General features: G+C 67.9%; 19 protein-coding genes. 15 read left to right on the top strand and 4 right to left on the bottom strand.

Annotated elements, in window-relative coordinates; translation table 11 throughout:
* Nucleotides 1-4: 4 nt before the first annotated feature.
* Together AAW51_RS23240 and AAW51_RS23235 are read right to left on the bottom strand one after the other, a co-directional pair.
* Nucleotides 5-1,708, bottom strand: coding sequence for an ExeA family protein (locus AAW51_RS23240; protein ID WP_047196516.1), 1,704 nt, complete (start codon nt 1,706-1,708; stop codon nt 5-7).
* 700 nt (nt 1,709-2,408) lie between these two features.
* A complete protein-coding gene (locus tag AAW51_RS23235; protein WP_047196515.1) occupies nt 2,409-2,921 on the bottom strand; it encodes a hypothetical protein in 513 nt (170 codons plus the stop codon).
* 217 nt (nt 2,922-3,138) lie between these two features.
* Here AAW51_RS23235 and AAW51_RS23230 point away from each other — a divergent pair, with 217 nt between their 5' ends.
* Complete coding sequence (locus AAW51_RS23230; RefSeq protein ID WP_238947675.1) at nt 3,139-3,645, top strand: DNA-3-methyladenine glycosylase; 507 nt, start codon at nt 3,139-3,141, stop codon at nt 3,643-3,645.
* A 25-nt stretch (nt 3,646-3,670) separates the two neighbouring features.
* On the opposite strand, the gene AAW51_RS23225 is transcribed toward AAW51_RS23230, so the two are convergent.
* Together AAW51_RS23225 and AAW51_RS23220 are read right to left on the bottom strand one after the other, a co-directional pair.
* Nucleotides 3,671-4,444: a tetratricopeptide repeat protein gene (locus AAW51_RS23225; RefSeq protein ID WP_047196514.1), complete on the bottom strand. Its 774-nt coding sequence runs from the start codon at nt 4,442-4,444 to the stop codon at nt 3,671-3,673.
* Between the two features lie 13 nt (nt 4,445-4,457).
* Nucleotides 4,458-5,141 (bottom strand): TetR/AcrR family transcriptional regulator, encoded by a 684-nt coding sequence (locus AAW51_RS23220; RefSeq protein ID WP_047196513.1) that lies wholly within the window; start codon nt 5,139-5,141, stop codon nt 4,458-4,460.
* Between the two features lie 138 nt (nt 5,142-5,279).
* Between AAW51_RS23220 and AAW51_RS23215 the strand changes: the two genes are divergently transcribed.
* The 14 genes from AAW51_RS23215 (at nt 5,280) to AAW51_RS23150 (ending at nt 15,787) form a co-directional block, all read left to right on the top strand.
* The gene (locus AAW51_RS23215; RefSeq protein ID WP_047196512.1) at nt 5,280-6,233 is read left to right on the top strand and encodes an ABC transporter ATP-binding protein; all 954 of its coding nucleotides are present in this window, start codon (nt 5,280-5,282) and stop codon (nt 6,231-6,233) included.
* The gene (locus AAW51_RS23210) at nt 6,230-7,024 is read left to right on the top strand and encodes an ABC transporter permease (protein WP_238947674.1); all 795 of its coding nucleotides are present in this window, start codon (nt 6,230-6,232) and stop codon (nt 7,022-7,024) included. Before AAW51_RS23215 ends, AAW51_RS23210 begins: the two co-directional genes overlap by 4 nt.
* Before the next feature lie 17 nt (nt 7,025-7,041).
* Nucleotides 7,042-7,305 carry a BolA family protein gene (locus tag AAW51_RS23205; protein WP_047196511.1) on the top strand — a complete coding sequence of 88 codons (264 nt, stop codon included), beginning with the start codon at nt 7,042-7,044 and terminating at the stop codon, nt 7,303-7,305.
* 107 nt (nt 7,306-7,412) lie between these two features.
* Nucleotides 7,413-8,675 carry a UDP-N-acetylglucosamine 1-carboxyvinyltransferase gene (gene murA, locus AAW51_RS23200; protein ID WP_047196510.1) on the top strand — a complete coding sequence of 421 codons (1,263 nt, stop codon included), beginning with the start codon at nt 7,413-7,415 and terminating at the stop codon, nt 8,673-8,675.
* A complete protein-coding gene (gene hisG, locus AAW51_RS23195; RefSeq protein WP_047196509.1) occupies nt 8,672-9,328 on the top strand; it encodes an ATP phosphoribosyltransferase in 657 nt (218 codons plus the stop codon). The genes murA and hisG overlap by 4 nt, the downstream gene beginning before the upstream one ends.
* 7 nt (nt 9,329-9,335) lie before the next feature.
* On the top strand, nt 9,336-10,667 hold the full coding sequence (gene hisD, locus AAW51_RS23190; RefSeq protein WP_047196508.1) for a histidinol dehydrogenase: 1,332 nt from the start codon (nt 9,336-9,338) through the stop codon (nt 10,665-10,667).
* A gap of 1 nt (nt 10,668) precedes the next feature.
* A complete protein-coding gene (hisC, locus tag AAW51_RS23185; RefSeq protein ID WP_047196507.1) occupies nt 10,669-11,748 on the top strand; it encodes a histidinol-phosphate transaminase in 1,080 nt (359 codons plus the stop codon).
* A gap of 8 nt (nt 11,749-11,756) precedes the next feature.
* Nucleotides 11,757-12,368 carry an imidazoleglycerol-phosphate dehydratase HisB gene (hisB, locus tag AAW51_RS23180; RefSeq protein ID WP_047196506.1) on the top strand — a complete coding sequence of 204 codons (612 nt, stop codon included), beginning with the start codon at nt 11,757-11,759 and terminating at the stop codon, nt 12,366-12,368.
* A gap of 3 nt (nt 12,369-12,371) precedes the next feature.
* Nucleotides 12,372-13,016: an imidazole glycerol phosphate synthase subunit HisH gene (hisH, locus tag AAW51_RS23175; protein ID WP_047196505.1), complete on the top strand. Its 645-nt coding sequence runs from the start codon at nt 12,372-12,374 to the stop codon at nt 13,014-13,016.
* A gap of 58 nt (nt 13,017-13,074) precedes the next feature.
* Nucleotides 13,075-13,824, top strand: a complete 750-nt coding sequence (hisA, locus tag AAW51_RS23170; protein WP_047196504.1) for a 1-(5-phosphoribosyl)-5-[(5-phosphoribosylamino)methylideneamino]imidazole-4-carboxamide isomerase — start codon at nt 13,075-13,077, stop codon at nt 13,822-13,824.
* 30 nt (nt 13,825-13,854) lie between these two features.
* Nucleotides 13,855-14,613 carry an imidazole glycerol phosphate synthase subunit HisF gene (gene hisF, locus AAW51_RS23165; protein WP_047196503.1) on the top strand — a complete coding sequence of 253 codons (759 nt, stop codon included), beginning with the start codon at nt 13,855-13,857 and terminating at the stop codon, nt 14,611-14,613.
* A gap of 51 nt (nt 14,614-14,664) precedes the next feature.
* Nucleotides 14,665-15,054 carry a phosphoribosyl-AMP cyclohydrolase gene (hisI, locus tag AAW51_RS23160; RefSeq protein ID WP_047196502.1) on the top strand — a complete coding sequence of 130 codons (390 nt, stop codon included), beginning with the start codon at nt 14,665-14,667 and terminating at the stop codon, nt 15,052-15,054.
* Complete coding sequence (locus tag AAW51_RS23155; protein WP_047196501.1) at nt 15,051-15,419, top strand: phosphoribosyl-ATP diphosphatase; 369 nt, start codon at nt 15,051-15,053, stop codon at nt 15,417-15,419. Before hisI ends, AAW51_RS23155 begins: the two co-directional genes overlap by 4 nt.
* Nucleotides 15,416-15,787, top strand: a complete 372-nt coding sequence (locus tag AAW51_RS23150; RefSeq protein ID WP_047196500.1) for a DUF4870 family protein — start codon at nt 15,416-15,418, stop codon at nt 15,785-15,787. The genes AAW51_RS23155 and AAW51_RS23150 overlap by 4 nt, the downstream gene beginning before the upstream one ends.
* Nucleotides 15,788-15,791: the final 4 nt, after the last annotated feature.

Genomic DNA, 15,791 nt, shown 5'->3' with positions numbered 1-15,791 from the left:
CGCGCTACCTTTCAGTCTGCAAGCGCGGTTCGGCGACGCCGGTGGCGCGGTTCAGCTGCATGAACGTGGTCGGGCCTGCGCGGCCGTCTGGCTTCAGCCCTTGCGCCAGCTGGAAGGTGTAGACCTCCGACTTGAGGGCGGCGTCGAAGCTGTGCGGCCCGGTCGGCGGCGGGCGGCCATTGGCGCTGGCGAGCGAGCGCACCAGGTGGTCGACCACCGGGCCGGCATCACCCTCGCCCACGCTGTCCTGGTAGCCGGTCGGCGTCCGCCAGAAGGTCGAGAAATCGCCGCGCCACATGCGGGCCAGCGAGGTCAGCGAGACCTTTTGCGTCACGCCGGCCACGCGCAAGGTGGCACTGCGGTCGCCCAAGCCGGTCAGCAGTGCGTAGGCGGGCTTGTCGTTGTGGTCGTGCAGGGTCAGGATGCCCGGCCGGGCCAGTTGCCGGATCAATGCCAGCCCACCGCCGGTGCGGAAACAGTGCAACTGCCGGCCGGCGGCCTGTTCGCAGGGGTCACCCTCGGGCAGCGTGACACCCCAGGCCTGGGCCAGCTCGCGCCAGGCGTCTTTTTCGCTGCGCAGCAGGTTGGCGCTGGACGCGCTGAGATCGCTCTCCGGCACCGCCGCGCTGCCGGTGGCGGGCCCGGAACCGGGTGCGGCCACGCTGACCAGCGACGGCTTGGGTGGTGAAGCCGACGACGCCGGCGCCGACGCCGCCAGGGCGGCCGAGGCCGCAGCAGCCGGTGCGGCGGCGACGGCATGGCGATCGAAGCGGCCTTCGAGCGCAAGCGCGGCCACCCCCACCACCGCGGCACCTGCGGCCAGGCTCAGCCCCACGGCGGCCATGCGGCGCGGGCGGCGGCGTAGTGGCACGGCGGACCGCTCGGTCTTGCTGTTGAACACCTCGCGCGCGGCCTTGTCGACGATGCGGGCGTCGACCTTGGCCTTGCCGCTGGCGTACGCGCCGAGCAGCGCCCGGTCGCACAAGAGGTTGATGCGGCGGGGCACCCCGCGCGACAGCCGGTGGATGGCCTGCATCGCCTTGCGGTCGAACGGCACCGGGCCGCTGATGCCGGCCACGGCCAGGCGGTGGCGGATGTATTGCGCGGTTTCGGCCTCGGACAGGGCTTCGAGGTGGAAACGGGCGATCACGCGCTGGGCCAGCTGTTCCAGCTCAGGCCGCGCCAGCATGCCGCGCAGCTCCGGCTGGCCGATCAGGATGATCTGCAGCAGCTTGCGTTCGCTGGTCTCCAGGTTGGTCAGCAGCCGCAGCTGTTCGAGCACGTCGGCCGACAGGTTCTGCGCCTCGTCGATGATCAGGACGTTGTCCTGACCGGCGGCGTGGGCCTTGAGCAGGAAGTCGTTGAGGGGATCGAGGTAGTCTTTGACGGTCGCCGGGCCCGGGCCCTGATGTTCGTAGCAGATGCGGAACTCGTCGCAGACCGATTTCAGCAGCTCGTGGACCGTCAGCTTCGGGTTGAAGATGTAGGCGACGTTGCAACGCCGCGGGATCTTCTTGAGGAAGCAGCGGCACACGGTGGTCTTGCCGGCTCCGATCTCGCCGGTCAGCAGCACGAACCCGCCGCCGCTGCGCAACCCGTAGAGCAGGTGCGCCAGCGCTTCGCGGTGCCTGTCGCTCATGAACAGGTAGCGCGGATCGGGGGCAATCGAAAAAGGCTCGTGCCGCAAGCCGAAGAATTTCGCGTACATGATGGCAAGGATAAAGGGCGGACGACCGCACGAACGTCGCGCGCTGCCGCGGTCGCGCGCTGCCGCGGCCGCATGCGGCCTGCGATGGGGGCGGGGCCCCGGCTGCGCAGTCTAGCGCCAGCAGCCCGTCACAACCGGCCTGCGAGGCGACCTGTCCCGACAGATCAGTGTACCGGGCGGCGAGCGCCGATCTGGGGCGACGACGGTGCGGGGTGCCCAGCGCCGCGGCGCGGTACGGACTACACGCAGGTGTAGTCGGTACGCGGGCGCCGGTCGGGGCGACACGTGGCGGCGGCCGGGGTGCCCCGGAGCCGCGGGTATAGCGATTGCAGTGGTGCAGGGCATCCATCGCGGCGGCAGACCGATGCCGTTCGTTCCGTCACCAGGAGCCACAGTGAGCAATTCGAATCGAAACCCTCCATCCGCCACCCCGCCCCCCGCAAAGGGAGCCGGTGCAACGCCCGTAGCCGACGCGCAGCAGCATCAGGGCGCAGCGGTGGATCTGTCGGCCGAATCGGTGGCCGGCGAGGAGGATCCGGGAGCCGGCATGGACATGGCGCTGGGGCACGATGGCTTGTCCGAGCAGGACGCCGACGCCCTCGGGCCTCCCCGCACCACCCGGCCCGATGCCGCGCGCGACCAGCATCGCGGCTCGCCCCGCTGAGTTGCACCGAGGGGCGGTGCGCCGGGCCTGGCGTGCTCAGCCTTGGCCGTGCAGGGCGCGCCCGAGTTCGCGTGCTTTGTCGGCCCCTTTGGCCGGCCCGTGGGTGGCCAGCAAGGCTTCGTGCAGCCGGGGCTCCAGCTGCTGCAGATCCTGCAGGGTCATCGCCGCCTCGACCGCGAGCTGCAGGCGCACGCCGCGCAGGCCGAGTTCGGACGTCAGCTGGGTCGCCAGCCGGTACGCCACCTGGTAGCGCTGCGCGGTGTCGTTGGGTATCGTCGGGGCGAAGGAGAGGGCTTCGGGCGCGCTCTGGGCCGCGAGTTTGGCTGGCGCCGGCGGGGGCCGCATGCCGCCCACGGGTTCGATGAGCCCAAGCGTCAACAACTCGTGGAGGTCGGCCGGCGTGGCCCCCATGCCGTGGGTCGTGCCCAGCACCTCGGCGTCGGAACGGTGTCCGTCGCACAGCAGCAGCAAGGTGCGCAGCTTGGGGCTCAACGCGACTGTCCTGGACTTGATGACGTCGCTGCCCTGGCTTGTTTTGGCGTACTTCAAGTGACCACCCTCACATTTTGCAAAACGATTTTGCGTTGGCCCTCTGCGGTGTCGACTCGGCGGTTTCCCGCAGGGGCGCAGGGTCGGTTCATGAACTTCTGCACAGTTCGGCACCACATGTGGGTTGCGGGGCGTGACGGCTTTGGGACCTGATGCCGGATCAAGTGCCGTTGCGGCCATCGATTTCGGCCAACCTCCAGTCGACCTCGCCCGGTCGTTGATCGGTGTCGTCCTGTTGGTCGACGGTGTCGGCGGGCGCATCGTCGAGACCGAGGCCTATGACCGCAAGGACCCGGCCTCGCACAGCTACGCGGGGCCGACTCGGCGCAACGCGGCGATGTTCGGCCCGCCCGGCCGCGCTTACGTCTACCGTTCCTACGGCATGCACTGGTGTTTGAACATCGTGTGTGGCGCCACCGGGCAGGGGGCCGCGGTGCTGATCCGTGCGCTCGAGCCGACGCACGGCATCCAGGTCATGCAGGCCCGGCGCGGTGTGCAATCGCCGTCGCTGCTGTGCGCCGGCCCGGGCCGGTTGTGCCAGGCGCTGGCGATCGATGGCGGCCACGACGGCGTGCCGGTGACCGAGCCGCCGTTCCAATGGCTGCCGGCCACCGAGCCGCTGCCGGTGTTGGCCGGCGCCCGCATCGGCATCTCGAAGGCGACCGAGCTGCCGTGGCGTTTCGTGGCGCAGGGGTCGCGCTTCCTCAGCCGGCCGATGCGGTGAGGCGCCGGCCGCTGCGCCTCGAGACTCAGACGTCCAGCAGAGAGATCGCCGCCTCCACCGCCAGGCGTTCGGTTGCGTCGGCAGGCCGGCAGGCCGCTGCGTCGTGGTAGAGCCGCTCGGCGGCGTCGAGTGCCTCCTCGCCTTCCAGCATCATCAAGCCGATGCCGTACTCGATACGGCCGATCACCGAGGTGGGATTCAGCTGCAGCGCTGCCTCGAACAGGGCGACGGCCGACGCCTTGCTGGCGCCCTGCATCTTGCCGAGCAGGGGCCCGGTCTTGTCGACCAGTTCGGCCTGCAGTGCGGCAAGCGCGATTCGGGCGTCGGCATGGGCGGGCGCCAGCCGCAGCGTCGCTTCCAGCGCCTCGCGCACCCGCGGGCCCAGGCCCTGCTCGGCCGCGCGCAGGAGATTCAGGCCCTGCGCATACCGCCCCAGCGCGTAGCCGAGCCAGAAGTGGGCGCCGGCGTCGTCCGGCTGGCCGGCACATTGCGCCTGCGCACGTTCGGCCACCTCGAGCAGCAGCGCCAGCTTGTGCTTTTCGTTGGGTTCGAGGTAGGTGGCGTAGACCGCCTGTGCCTTGTTCGCCACCGTCAGGCCAGCCGGGCCGGCCGCCAGCCCGGCGCGCACCGCCTGCTCGAATTCGCCGGCATGAAAGCAACGCCACGCCTGTTGCACCGCCTCGTTTTCGGGGAAGGGCACCGCGTCGCCGGCGTGTAGCCGGGCCCAGTGCTCGCGCAGCGCCGGGCCGGCATAGTCGTATTGCGCGTCGGGAAAGGGAAAGGCCAACCAGCGGTGCATCGGGGCGTCTCGTTCAGGGGGTGGTGGTGCCGCGCCCGTCTTGGCGCGTCTCGTAGCGCGAGATCAGGCCGAGCATATGCTCCTTGCCGGCGGCGTCGAGGTAGGGCGTCAAAAGGCTCAGCACATGATGGGCGCCGCGCACCATAGCCTGAGCGGCACCTTCGGGCTCGAGGGCCTTGCGCGGGTCCCGCACGTATTCATAGCTGAGCCAATAGGTCAACACCACCACCATCGCGGTCGCGACCGGCTCGGCCTCGGCCGGTGAAATGCGGACCGCGGCGTGGCGGCACAGGCCGTCCAGCACTGCCTGCACGGCGCGCGACTTGTTCTTCAGCACGAACTGGAAGTGTGTTTCGAGCCGACGGTTCTTGCTGAGCAGGTCATTCAGATCACGGTAGAGGAAGCGGTACTCCCAGATCAGCTCGAACAGCATGTGGAAGAACAGCCAGGCATCTTCGACATTCTTGACGTTGTCGGCCGCCCCCAGCAGTTCACCCAAGGCACGTTCGTAGCGGTCGAACAGCGAGTTGATCAGCTCGTCCTTGGCCGGGTAGTGGTAGTAGAGGTTGCCGGGGCTGATGTTGAGTTCGGCCGAGATCAGGGTGGTCGAGACATTGGGCTCGCCAAAGCGGTTGAAGAGATCGAGCGTGACTTCGAGGATACGTTCGGCCGTACGGCGCGGCTTCTTCTGCGGCATGTGGGCTCCCGGACCGTGACGCCCGCCCTCGGGGGCGAGCGAGCGGCTGCCAAGCAATCTAGCAAATTCGGGCGGGGCGGGGAACGCACCAAGACCCCGACGCGACAGCCCCGCGGGCGCTGCCTACAATCTGCCGCCATGCCAGCCGTCAGCTTCCAGCATGTGTTCAAGTCCTATCCGGGCCCCAAGGGCGAGCTGCAGGCTCTCAAAGGCGTCAGCTTCGACATCCAGCCTGGCGAGTTCTTCGGGTTGCTGGGGCCGAATGGCGCCGGCAAGACCACGCTGATCAGCGTGCTGGCCGGGCTGGCGCGCGCCAGCAGCGGCACCGTCTGCGTGCACGGACACGACGTGGTGACCGACTTCGCCACGGCACGCCGGCACCTGGGGGTGGTGCCCCAGGAACTGGTGTTCGACCCCTTCTTCACGGTGCGCGAGGCCTTGCGCATCCAATCGGGCTATTTCGGGCTGCGCCGCAACGACGACTGGATCGACGAATTGCTGACCCAGCTGGGCCTGGCCGACAAGGCCGACGCCAACATGCGCCGGCTGTCGGGCGGCATGAAGCGTCGCGTGCTGGTGGCGCAGGCCCTGGTGCACCGGCCGCCGGTGATCGTGCTCGACGAGCCCACCGCCGGCGTCGACGTCGAACTGCGCCAGACCTTGTGGCAGTTCATCGGCCGGCTCAACCGGGAAGGGCACACGGTGTTGCTGACCACGCACTATCTCGAAGAGGCCGAGGCGCTGTGCCATCGCATCGCGATGCTCAAGGCGGGCCAGATCGTCGCGCTCGACCGCACCACGTCGTTGTTGTCGGGCACCGCCAGCACCATGCTGAGCTTCAAGCTCGACGGCGAACTGCCGTCTGCGCTGTCGGAGCAGGCCCGCTGGATCGGGCGCATCGTGCAGATCAAGGCGCATGACGCACGCGAGGTCGAGCAAATCCTGGTGCTGCTGCGCCAGGCCGGGTGCAAGGTCGAAGATCTCGAGATCGGCCGCGCGGACCTCGAAGACGTGTTCCTGGAGATCATGCAGGCCGACACCTATCCCGGTGCCTTTGTGCGGCGGCCCGAGATTGCCGGGGTGTCTCGATGATGACGGGGCGCATCCCCGCGGGAGTGATCACCCGTTTCGCCGGCGTTCGCACACTGTTTCACAAGGAAGTGCTGCGCTTCTGGAAGGTCGCCTTCCAAACCGTGGCGGCCCCGGTGCTGACGGCCGTGCTCTACCTGCTGATCTTCGGGCACGTGCTCGAGGATCACGTGAAGGTCTACGACCGCGTGGCCTACACCAGCTTTTTGATCCCGGGCCTGGTGATGATGAGCGTGCTGCAGAACGCGTTCGCCAACAGTTCGTCGTCGCTGATCCAGAGCAAGATCACCGGCAACCTGGTGTTTTTGCTGGTCACGCCGCTGTCGCACTGGGCCTGGTTCACCGCCTATGTCGGCGCGTCGGTGGTGCGCGGCCTGGCGGTCGGGCTGGGGGTGTTCGCCGTCACGGTCTGGTTCGCGCCGCCGGCGTTCGCCGAGCCGTGGTGGATCCTGGTGTTCGCGCTGCTGGGCGCCGGCATGCTGGGGTCGCTGGGCCTGATCGCCGGGCTGTGGGCGGAGAAGTTCGACCAGATGGCGGCGTTCCAGAACTTCATCATCATGCCGATGACGTTTTTGTCCGGCGTCTTCTACTCGGTGCACTCGCTGCCGTCTTTCTGGCAGAACATCAGCCATCTGAATCCATTTTTCTACATGATCGACGGCTTCCGGCGTGGATTCTTCGGCGTCAGCGATGTGTCGCCGTGGTTGAGCCTGACGGTGGTGGGCACGAGCTTCGCGTTGATCGCCTCGGCCGCGCTGCTGCTGTTGCGCTCCGGGTACAAATTGCGCCACTGAGTCATAATTGCGCCCTTATGGCCGATCCCACCCCCCAAGAGGTCCGCGACTACATCGCCCAGGGGCTCGCGTGCGAGCACCTGGAGGTGGAGGGGGACGGCCGTCACTTTTTCGCGACCATCGTCTCGACGGAGTTCGAGGGCAAGCACCGGGTGGCGCGCCACCAGGCGGTGTACCGGGCGCTGGGCGATAGAATGCGCGAGCAAATCCACGCCCTGTCGATGAAGACGCTGACCCCTGCCGAGTGGGCCCACACTTCGGCCAACCACCACCATCATTGATCGGCAACCGCTGCTGCGGCGCGGTTGTGCAGGACTCCACGCGTGCACACCGCACGCCGTGAGCGGTCCGACAGCAGCGTGGCGCGGGGCGGTCCACCCCACACACCATGGACAAACTCCTCATACGCGGTGGCCGCCGGCTTCACGGTGACGTCACGATCTCGGGCGCCAAGAACGCCGCCCTGCCGGAGTTGTGCGCGGCGCTGCTGACGGCCGAGCCGGTGACGCTGCGCAACGTGCCCCGGCTGCAGGACGTCAACACCACGCTGAAGCTGTTGCGCAACATGGGCGTCAGCGCCGAGCGGTCCGAGGCGCTGCCCGACCAGGTGGTGCTCGACGCCGGCGCGCTCGACAAGCCCGAAGCGCCCTACGACCTGGTGAAGACGATGCGGGCCTCGATCCTGGTGCTCGGGCCGCTGTTGGCGCGCTTCGGGCAGGCCACCGTGTCGCTGCCCGGCGGCTGCGCCATCGGTTCGCGGCCGGTCGACCAGCACATCAAGGGCTTGCAGGCCATGGGCGCCGAGATCCAGGTCGAGCATGGCTACATCGTTGCCAAGGCCAAGCGTTTGCGCGGCGCGCGCATCACCACCGACATGGTGACCGTCACCGGCACCGAGAACCTGCTGATGGCCGCCACGCTGGCCGAAGGCGAGACGGTGCTCGAAAACGCCGCGCAGGAGCCCGAGATCCCCGACCTGGCCGAAATGCTGATCGGCATGGGCGCCCGCATCGAAGGCCACGGCACCAGCCGCATCCGCATCCAGGGGGTCGAGCGCCTGCACGGCGTGGCGCACGACATCATCCCCGACCGCATCGAATGCGGCACCTTCCTGTGCGCGGTGGCCGCCGCCGGCGGCGACGTGGTGCTGAAGCGCGCGCGCGCCGACCACCTCGATGCGGTGATCGAGAAGCTGCGCGAAGCAGGCGCGGTGATCGAGGCCGGCGGTGACTCGATCCGCGTCAAGGGCAACGGCCGCCTCAAGGCGGTGTCGTTCCGCACCAGCGAGTACCCGGCCTTCCCGACCGACATGCAGGCCCAGTTCATGGCGTTGAACTGCGTCGCCGACGGCACCGCGAAGGTCACCGAAACCATCTTCGAGAACCGTTTCATGCACGTCAACGAGCTGGTGCGGCTGGGCGCCCGCATCGAGGTCGACGGGCACACGGCGGTGGTGCAGGGCGTCGAACGGCTGTCGGGTGCCACCGTGATGGCCACCGATCTGCGCGCCTCGGCCAGCCTGGTGATCGCCGGGCTGGTGGCCGAGGGCGAGACGCGCGTCGACCGCATCTACCACCTCGACCGCGGCTACGACCAGATGGAAGCCAAGCTGCGCGGCATCGGCGCCGACATCGAGCGGACCAAGGCATGATCACGCTGGCACTGTCCAAGGGACGTATCTTCGAAGAGACGCTGCCGCTGTTGAAGGCGGCCGGCATCGAGGTCACCGAAGACCCCGAGAAGTCGCGCAAGCTGATCCTGCCGACCAACCGCGACGATGTGCGGGTGGTGCTGGTGCGCGCCACCGACGTGCCGACCTACGTGCAATACGGCGGCGCCGACCTCGGCGTGGCCGGCAAGGACGTGCTGCTCGAGCACGGCGGCCAGGGCCTGTACCAGCCGCTCGACCTGCGCATCGCCAAATGCCGCATGAGCGTCGCGGTGCGTGCCGACTTCGATTACGGCGCCGCGGTCAAGCAGGGCTCGCGGGTGCGGGTGGCGACCAAGTACACCACCGTGGCGCGCCAGCACTTCGCCGACAAGGGTGTGCACGTCGACCTGATCAAGCTCTACGGCTCGATGGAGCTGGCGCCGCTGACCGGGCTGGCCGATGCCATCGTCGACCTGGTGTCCACCGGCAGCACCCTGAAAGCCAACCATCTCGTCGAGGTCGAGCAGATCATGGAGATCTCGTCGCGCCTCGTCGTCAACCAGGCGGCGCTCAAGCTCAAGCGCGAGCCGATCCGCCGCATCATCGACGTGTTCGAAAGCGTCGTCTCGTCTTCCAACCCCAACCCAAGGTGACCTCGTCATGAAGGTGCAGATCCGTCAACTCGCCACCACCGCGCCGGACTTCGAAGCCGAATTCCATCGCGCGCTGCATTGGGCGGCCGAGACGGATCATGCGATCGAGCAGCGCGTGGCCGAGATCCTGGCCGACGTGCGCGGCCGTGGTGACGCCGCGGTGCTCGACTACACCAACCGTTTCGACGCACTGGGTGCGACCTCGGTCGCCGCGCTGGAGCTGACGCAAACCGAGTTGCGCGCCGCGCTCGAGCAGATCACCCCCGCCCAGCGCCAGGCGCTGGAGGCGGCGGCACGGCGGGTGCGGGCCTACCACGAGCGCCAGCTCGAGGCCTGCGGGCGCTCGTGGAGCTACCACGACGACGACGGCACGCTGCTGGGCCAGAAGGTCACGCCGCTCGACCGCGTCGGCATCTACGTGCCGGGCGGCAAGGCCGCCTATCCGTCGAGTGTGCTGATGAACGCCATCCCGGCGCAGGTTGCCGGTGTCGGCGAGATCGTCATGGTGGTGCCGACGCCGCGCGGCGAGAAAAACGCGCTGGTGTTGGCGGCGGCGGCCGTCGCCGGCGTCCACCGCGCCTTCACGATCGGCGGGGCGCAGGCGGTGGCGGCGCTCGCCTATGGCACCGCGACGGTGCCCAAGGTCGACAAGATCACCGGCCCCGGCAATGCCTATGTGGCCAGTGCGAAGAAGCACGTCTTCGGCACCGTCGGCATCGACATGATCGCCGGCCCGAGCGAAATCCTGGTGCTGGCCGATGGCAGCACGCCGCCCGACTGGGTCGCGATGGATTTGTTCAGCCAGGCCGAGCACGACGAGCTGGCGCAAAGCATCCTGCTGTGCCCCGACGCCGGCTACCTCGAGCGCGTGCGGGCCGAAATCGATCGGCTGCTGCCCGAGATGCCGCGCCGCGACGTGATCCGCGCTTCGCTCGAAGGCCGCGGCGCCTTGATCCACACCCGCAGCATGGAAGAGGCCTGCGAGATCAGCAACCGCATCGCGCCGGAACACCTGGAGGTGTCGTCGCGCGACCCGCATCGCTGGGAGCCGCTGTTGCGGCATGCCGGCGCGATCTTCCTGGGGGCCTATACCAGCGAGTCGCTCGGCGACTACTGCGCCGGGCCCAACCATGTGCTGCCGACCTCCGGCACGGCCCGGTTCTCGTCGCCGCTCGGCGTCTACGACTTCCAGAAGCGTTCCAGCCTGATCGAGGTCAGCCCCACCGGCGCGCAGGCGCTCGGCCCCATCGCCGCCGAGCTGGCCTATGGCGAGGGGTTGCAGGCGCATGCGCGCGCGGCCGAAATGCGTTTGTCCGACGACACCCCCGAAGGAGCTTGAGATGGCCAGCCTCGAACAACGCATGTCGGCCTTTTTGCGGCCCGATCTGCAGGCCATGCTGCCCTACGTGGTGCAGCCGAGCGCCGGCTACGTCAAGCTCGACGCGATGGAAAACCCCTACACGCTGCCGCTCGCGCTGCAGCGCGAACTGGGCGAGCGCCTGGGGGCCGTCGCGCTCAACCGTTACCCCGGCGACCGGGTCGAAGACCTGCGCCGCGCCTTGGCGCGCCACGCGGGGCTGCCCGAGGGTTACGCGCTGATGCTGGGCAACGGCTCGGACGAGCTGATCTCGCTGTTGGCCCTGTGCTGCAACCGGCCGGGTGCGAGCGTGGTGGCGCCGTCGCCCGGTTTCGTGATGTATGCGGTGTCGGCCGAACTGCACGGCTTGAACTACGTCGGCGTGCCGCTGACGCCGGACCGGTTCGACCTCGATGAGCCGGCGATGCTGGCCGCCATCGAAACGCACCGGCCCGCGCTGGTCTACATCGCCTACCCGAACAACCCGACCGCCAATTTGTTCGACGACACCATCATCGAGCGGGTGGTGCAGGCTGCGCCCGGGCTGGTGGTGATCGACGAGGCCTACCAGCCGTTCTCCAGCAAGACCTATCTCGACCGCCTGACGCGCCACGAGCACGTGATCCTGATGCGCACGATGAGCAAGTTCGGCCTGGCCGGCGTGCGGATCGGCTACATGATGGGGCGAAGCAGCCTGATCGAGCAGATCGAAAAGGTGCGCCCGCCCTACAACATCAGCGTGCTCAACTGTGAAGCCGCCTTGTTCGCACTGGAACACGAGACCGAGTTCGCCCGACAGGCGGCCTTGCTCAGGGCCGAGCGCGAGCGTCTGATCGAGGCCTTGCGCGAGATGCCCGGCGTGTTGCCCTTTCCGAGCGACGCCAACATGGTGCTGGTGCGCATGCCCGACGCCGAGCGCAGCTTCGCGCACTTGAAGCAGCGCGGCGTGCTGGTGAAGAAGGTGTCGAGCATCCCGGCACTGGCCAACTGTTTGCGCCTGACCGTCGGCACCGCCGAAGAGAACGACTTGATGATCGCCGCCTTGCGCGAGAGCGTGGCATGAGGCCCGAAATGACGACACCCGAGACCCGATCGACGCGCGTGGCCGAAGTCACGCGCAACACCGCCGAAACCCAGATCCGCGTGCGCGTCGACCTCGACGGCACCGGCGTCGCCCGGTTGTCCACCGGCATCGGCTTTTTCGACCACATGCTCGACCAGATCGCCCGCCACGGGCTGATCGACCTCGAGATCGACGCCAAGGGCGACCTGCACATCGACGGCCACCACACGGTCGAAGACGTCGGCATCACGCTGGGCCAGGCGGTGGCGAAAGCGGTCGGCGACAAGAAGGGGCTGCGCCGCTACGGCCATGCCTATGTGCCGCTCGACGAAGCGTTGTCGCGTGTGGTGGTCGATTTCTCGGGTCGACCCGGGTTGACGATGCACGTGCCCTTCAAAGCCGGCTCGATTGGCGCGTTCGACACACAGTTGGCCTATGAGTTCTTCCAGGGTTTCGTCAATCATGCGCTGGTGACGCTTCACATCGACAACTTGCGTGGCGAGAATGCGCACCATCAGTGCGAGACGGTGTTCAAGGCTTTTGCGCGTGCGCTGCGCATGGCCCTCGAGCTGGACCCTCGCATGGCCGGCATCATTCCCTCCACCAAAGGATCTCTCTAAGCCATGCCCACCGTTGCAGTTGTCGACTACGGCATGGGCAACCTGCGTTCGGTTTCGCAGGCGGTGCTTCATGCGGCGCAAGGCTCGGGTGTGCAGGTGGTGGTGACCAGCCGTGCCGACGAGGTCTATGCGGCAGAGCGGGTGGTGTTGCCCGGCCAGGGCGCGATGCCCGATTGCATGCACGAACTGGCGGCCTCCGGGCTGCAGGAGGCGGTGCTGCATGCCGCGGCGCACAAGCCCTTGCTGGGGGTGTGCGTCGGCATGCAAATGCTGCTCGAATCAAGCGAAGAGGGCCCCACCGAGGGCCTGGGGCTGATCCCCGGCGACGTGGTGCGGTTCCAGCTCGACGGGCAGATCCAGCCCGACGGCAGTCGTTACAAGGTGCCTCAAATGGGCTGGAACCGGGTGTTCCAGTCACAACCTCATGCGATCTGGGCTGGCATTCCCGACGGCGCCTACTTCTATTTCGTCCACAGCTTCCATGCCCGCACGCGGCATCCGCACCACAGCACGGGGGAAACCGAGTACGGCGTTCGCTTTACCTGTGCTGTGGGCCGGGATAATATTTTTGCCACGCAGTTCCACCCGGAGAAGAGCGCAGACCACGGCCTCGCCCTGTACCGCAACTTCCTGACCTGGAAGCCTTGACGGCACTGCACACCTCCTCTCTCCGCCCCCCATTCCTCCACCTCCCATCGCTTCGGCTATGTTGCTGATCCCTGCCATCGACCTGAAAGACGGCCAGTGCGTGCGCCTGAAACAGGGTGACATGAACGACTCCACCACCTTCGGAGAAGACCCGGCCGCCATGGCCCGGCGTTGGCTGGAGGCAGGCGCGAGGCGGCTGCACCTGGTCGACCTGAACGGCGCCTTTGCCGGCAAACCGGTCAACGAGGCGGCCATCAAGAGCATCCTGGCCGAGGTCGGCGACGAGATACCGGTGCAGCTCGGCGGCGGTATCCGCGACCTCGACACCGTCGAGCGCTACCTCGACGACGGCCTCAGCTACGTGATCATCGGCACCGCCGCGGTGAAGAACCCGGGCTTTTTGAAAGACGCCTGCACCGCCTTCGGCGGCCACATCATCGTCGGGCTCGACGCCAAGGACGGCAAGGTGGCGACCGACGGCTGGTCGAAACTGTCGGGCCACGAAGTGGTGGACCTGGCGCGCAAGTTCGAGGATTACGGCGTCGAAGCCGTGATCTACACCGACATCGGCCGCGACGGCATGCTCACCGGCATCAACATCGACGCCACCGTCAAGCTGGCGCAAGCGCTCAGCATCCCGGTGATCGCCTCGGGCGGACTGAGCAACCTGGCCGACATCGAGAAGCTCTGCGCCGTGGAGAGCGAAGGTGTCGAAGGCGTGATCTGCGGCCGGGCGATCTACACCGGCGCCCTCGACTTCGTCGCCGCACAGCAGCGCGCCGATCAACTCAACGGCGGGGGCGGTTGAGCCGTCCTCCCCCCCACACCATTTGTCGCCATGCTCGCCAAACGTATCATCCCCTGCCTCGACGTCACCGGCGGCCGGGTCGTCAAGGGTGTCAACTTCGTTGAACTGCGCGACGCGGGCGACCCGGTCGAAATCGCCGCTCGTTACAACGAGCAGGGCGCCGATGAGCTGACCTTTCTCGACATCACCGCCACCAGCGACGGCCGTGACCTGATCCTGCCGATCATCGAGGCGGTCGCCAGCCAGGTGTTCATCCCGCTGACGGTGGGCGGCGGCGTGCGCACGGTCGAAGACGTGCGGCGGCTGTTGAATGCGGGCGCCGACAAGGTGAGCTTCAACTCGGCTGCGGTCGCGAACCCGCAGGTGATCCGCGACGCGTCGCGCAAGTACGGCGCGCAATGTATCGTCGTCGCGATCGACGCCAAGGCGCGCCCGGGCGGCGGCTGGGACGTCTACACGCATGGCGGGCGCAAGAACACCGGCCTCGACGCGGTCGACTGGGCGCGGCAGATGGCCGAACACGGCGCCGGCGAGATCCTGCTGACCAGCATGGACCGCGACGGCACCAAGAGCGGCTTCGACCTGGCCCTGACGCGCGCCGTCAGCGACGCGGTGCCGGTGCCGGTGATCGCCTCGGGTGGTGTCGGCAACCTGGAACACCTGGCCGCCGGCATCCAGGAGGGCCGCGCCGACGCCGTGTTGGCGGCGAGCATCTTCCACTACGGCGAGTACACCGTGGGCCAGGCCAAGCAACTGATGGCATCGCGCGGCATTCCGGTGCGCAACTGACGCTTTCGGCCCCGCCGCCGCCGCGTCACACGCGGTTGCTACACTGCCGGGATGAACTGGCTAGATCAAGTGAAGTGGGACGAGCAGGGCCTCGTGCCTGTCATCGCGCAGGAGCGTGGCAGCAAAGACGTGCTGATGTTCGCCTTCATGAACCGCGAGGCCCTGGCCAAGACGGCCGAACTGGGCGAGGCCGTGTACTGGAGCCGGTCGCGCGGGCGGCTCTGGCACAAGGGCGAGGAATCCGGCCACATCCAGAAGGTGCACGAGCTGCGCATCGACTGTGACGCCGACGTGGTGCTGCTGACGGTCGAGCAACTCGGCCACGAGCCCGGCATCGCCTGCCACACCGGCCGCCATTCCTGCTTTTTCAGCGTGCTGCGGAACGGCCAGTGGCAAGCCGTCGATCCGGTCTTGAAAGACCCGGAACGGATCTACAAATGACGTCATCCAACCAAACCCTGGAGCGCCTGGCCGCGGTCATCGAGTCGCGCAAGGGCGGCGACCCGCAGGCGTCGTATGTGGCCCGGTTGTTCCACAAGGGCACCGACGCCATCCTGAAGAAAGTCGGCGAAGAAGCCACCGAGACGGTGATGGCCGCCAAGGACGGCGACACCGCCAAGATCGTCTACGAGGTGGCCGACCTGTGGTTCCACTCGATGGTGGCGCTGGCGCACTTCGGCCTCGGCCCCGAGCAGGTGCTGGCCGAACTGGAACGCCGCGAGGGGTTGTCGGGTCTGGAAGAGTTCGCGCGCCGCGGTGCACCTGCGCCGGCGGCGGGCAGTGACAAGGAGGCCAACACGCCATGAGCGAGATCATCGACCTCGGCGAGCGCGAGCGCTCGCTCAAGTCCCTGGGTGTCGTCAGCTACCTGCTGCACACCATCGTCGCGGTTGCCGCGGTGCTGCCGGGCGTGCAGGCCGGCGTGGCGCTGCTGCTGGTCGCCATCATCCTCGACCTGGTCAAGAAAGACGACGCCGCCGGCACGTGGCAGGCATCGCACTTCAGCTGGCGCATCCGCTCGGTGCTCTGGGCGGGCGGGCTTTACCTGCTGACCCTGCCGTTGTGGCTGCTGTTCCTGGTGCCCGGCATGATCGCCTGGACCCTGATTTCGATCTGGCTTCTCTACCGCATCATCCGCGGCTGGATGAATTTGTCCGCCAACCGTCCCATTTGAGACC

The organism is Caldimonas brevitalea, from assembly GCF_001017435.1.
In the GTDB taxonomy this organism is placed as follows: Bacteria; Pseudomonadota; Gammaproteobacteria; order Burkholderiales; family Burkholderiaceae_C; genus Caldimonas; species Caldimonas brevitalea.
Note: the sequence above shows the minus strand (reverse complement) of the source record. Positions and strands in the feature narration are given on the sequence as shown.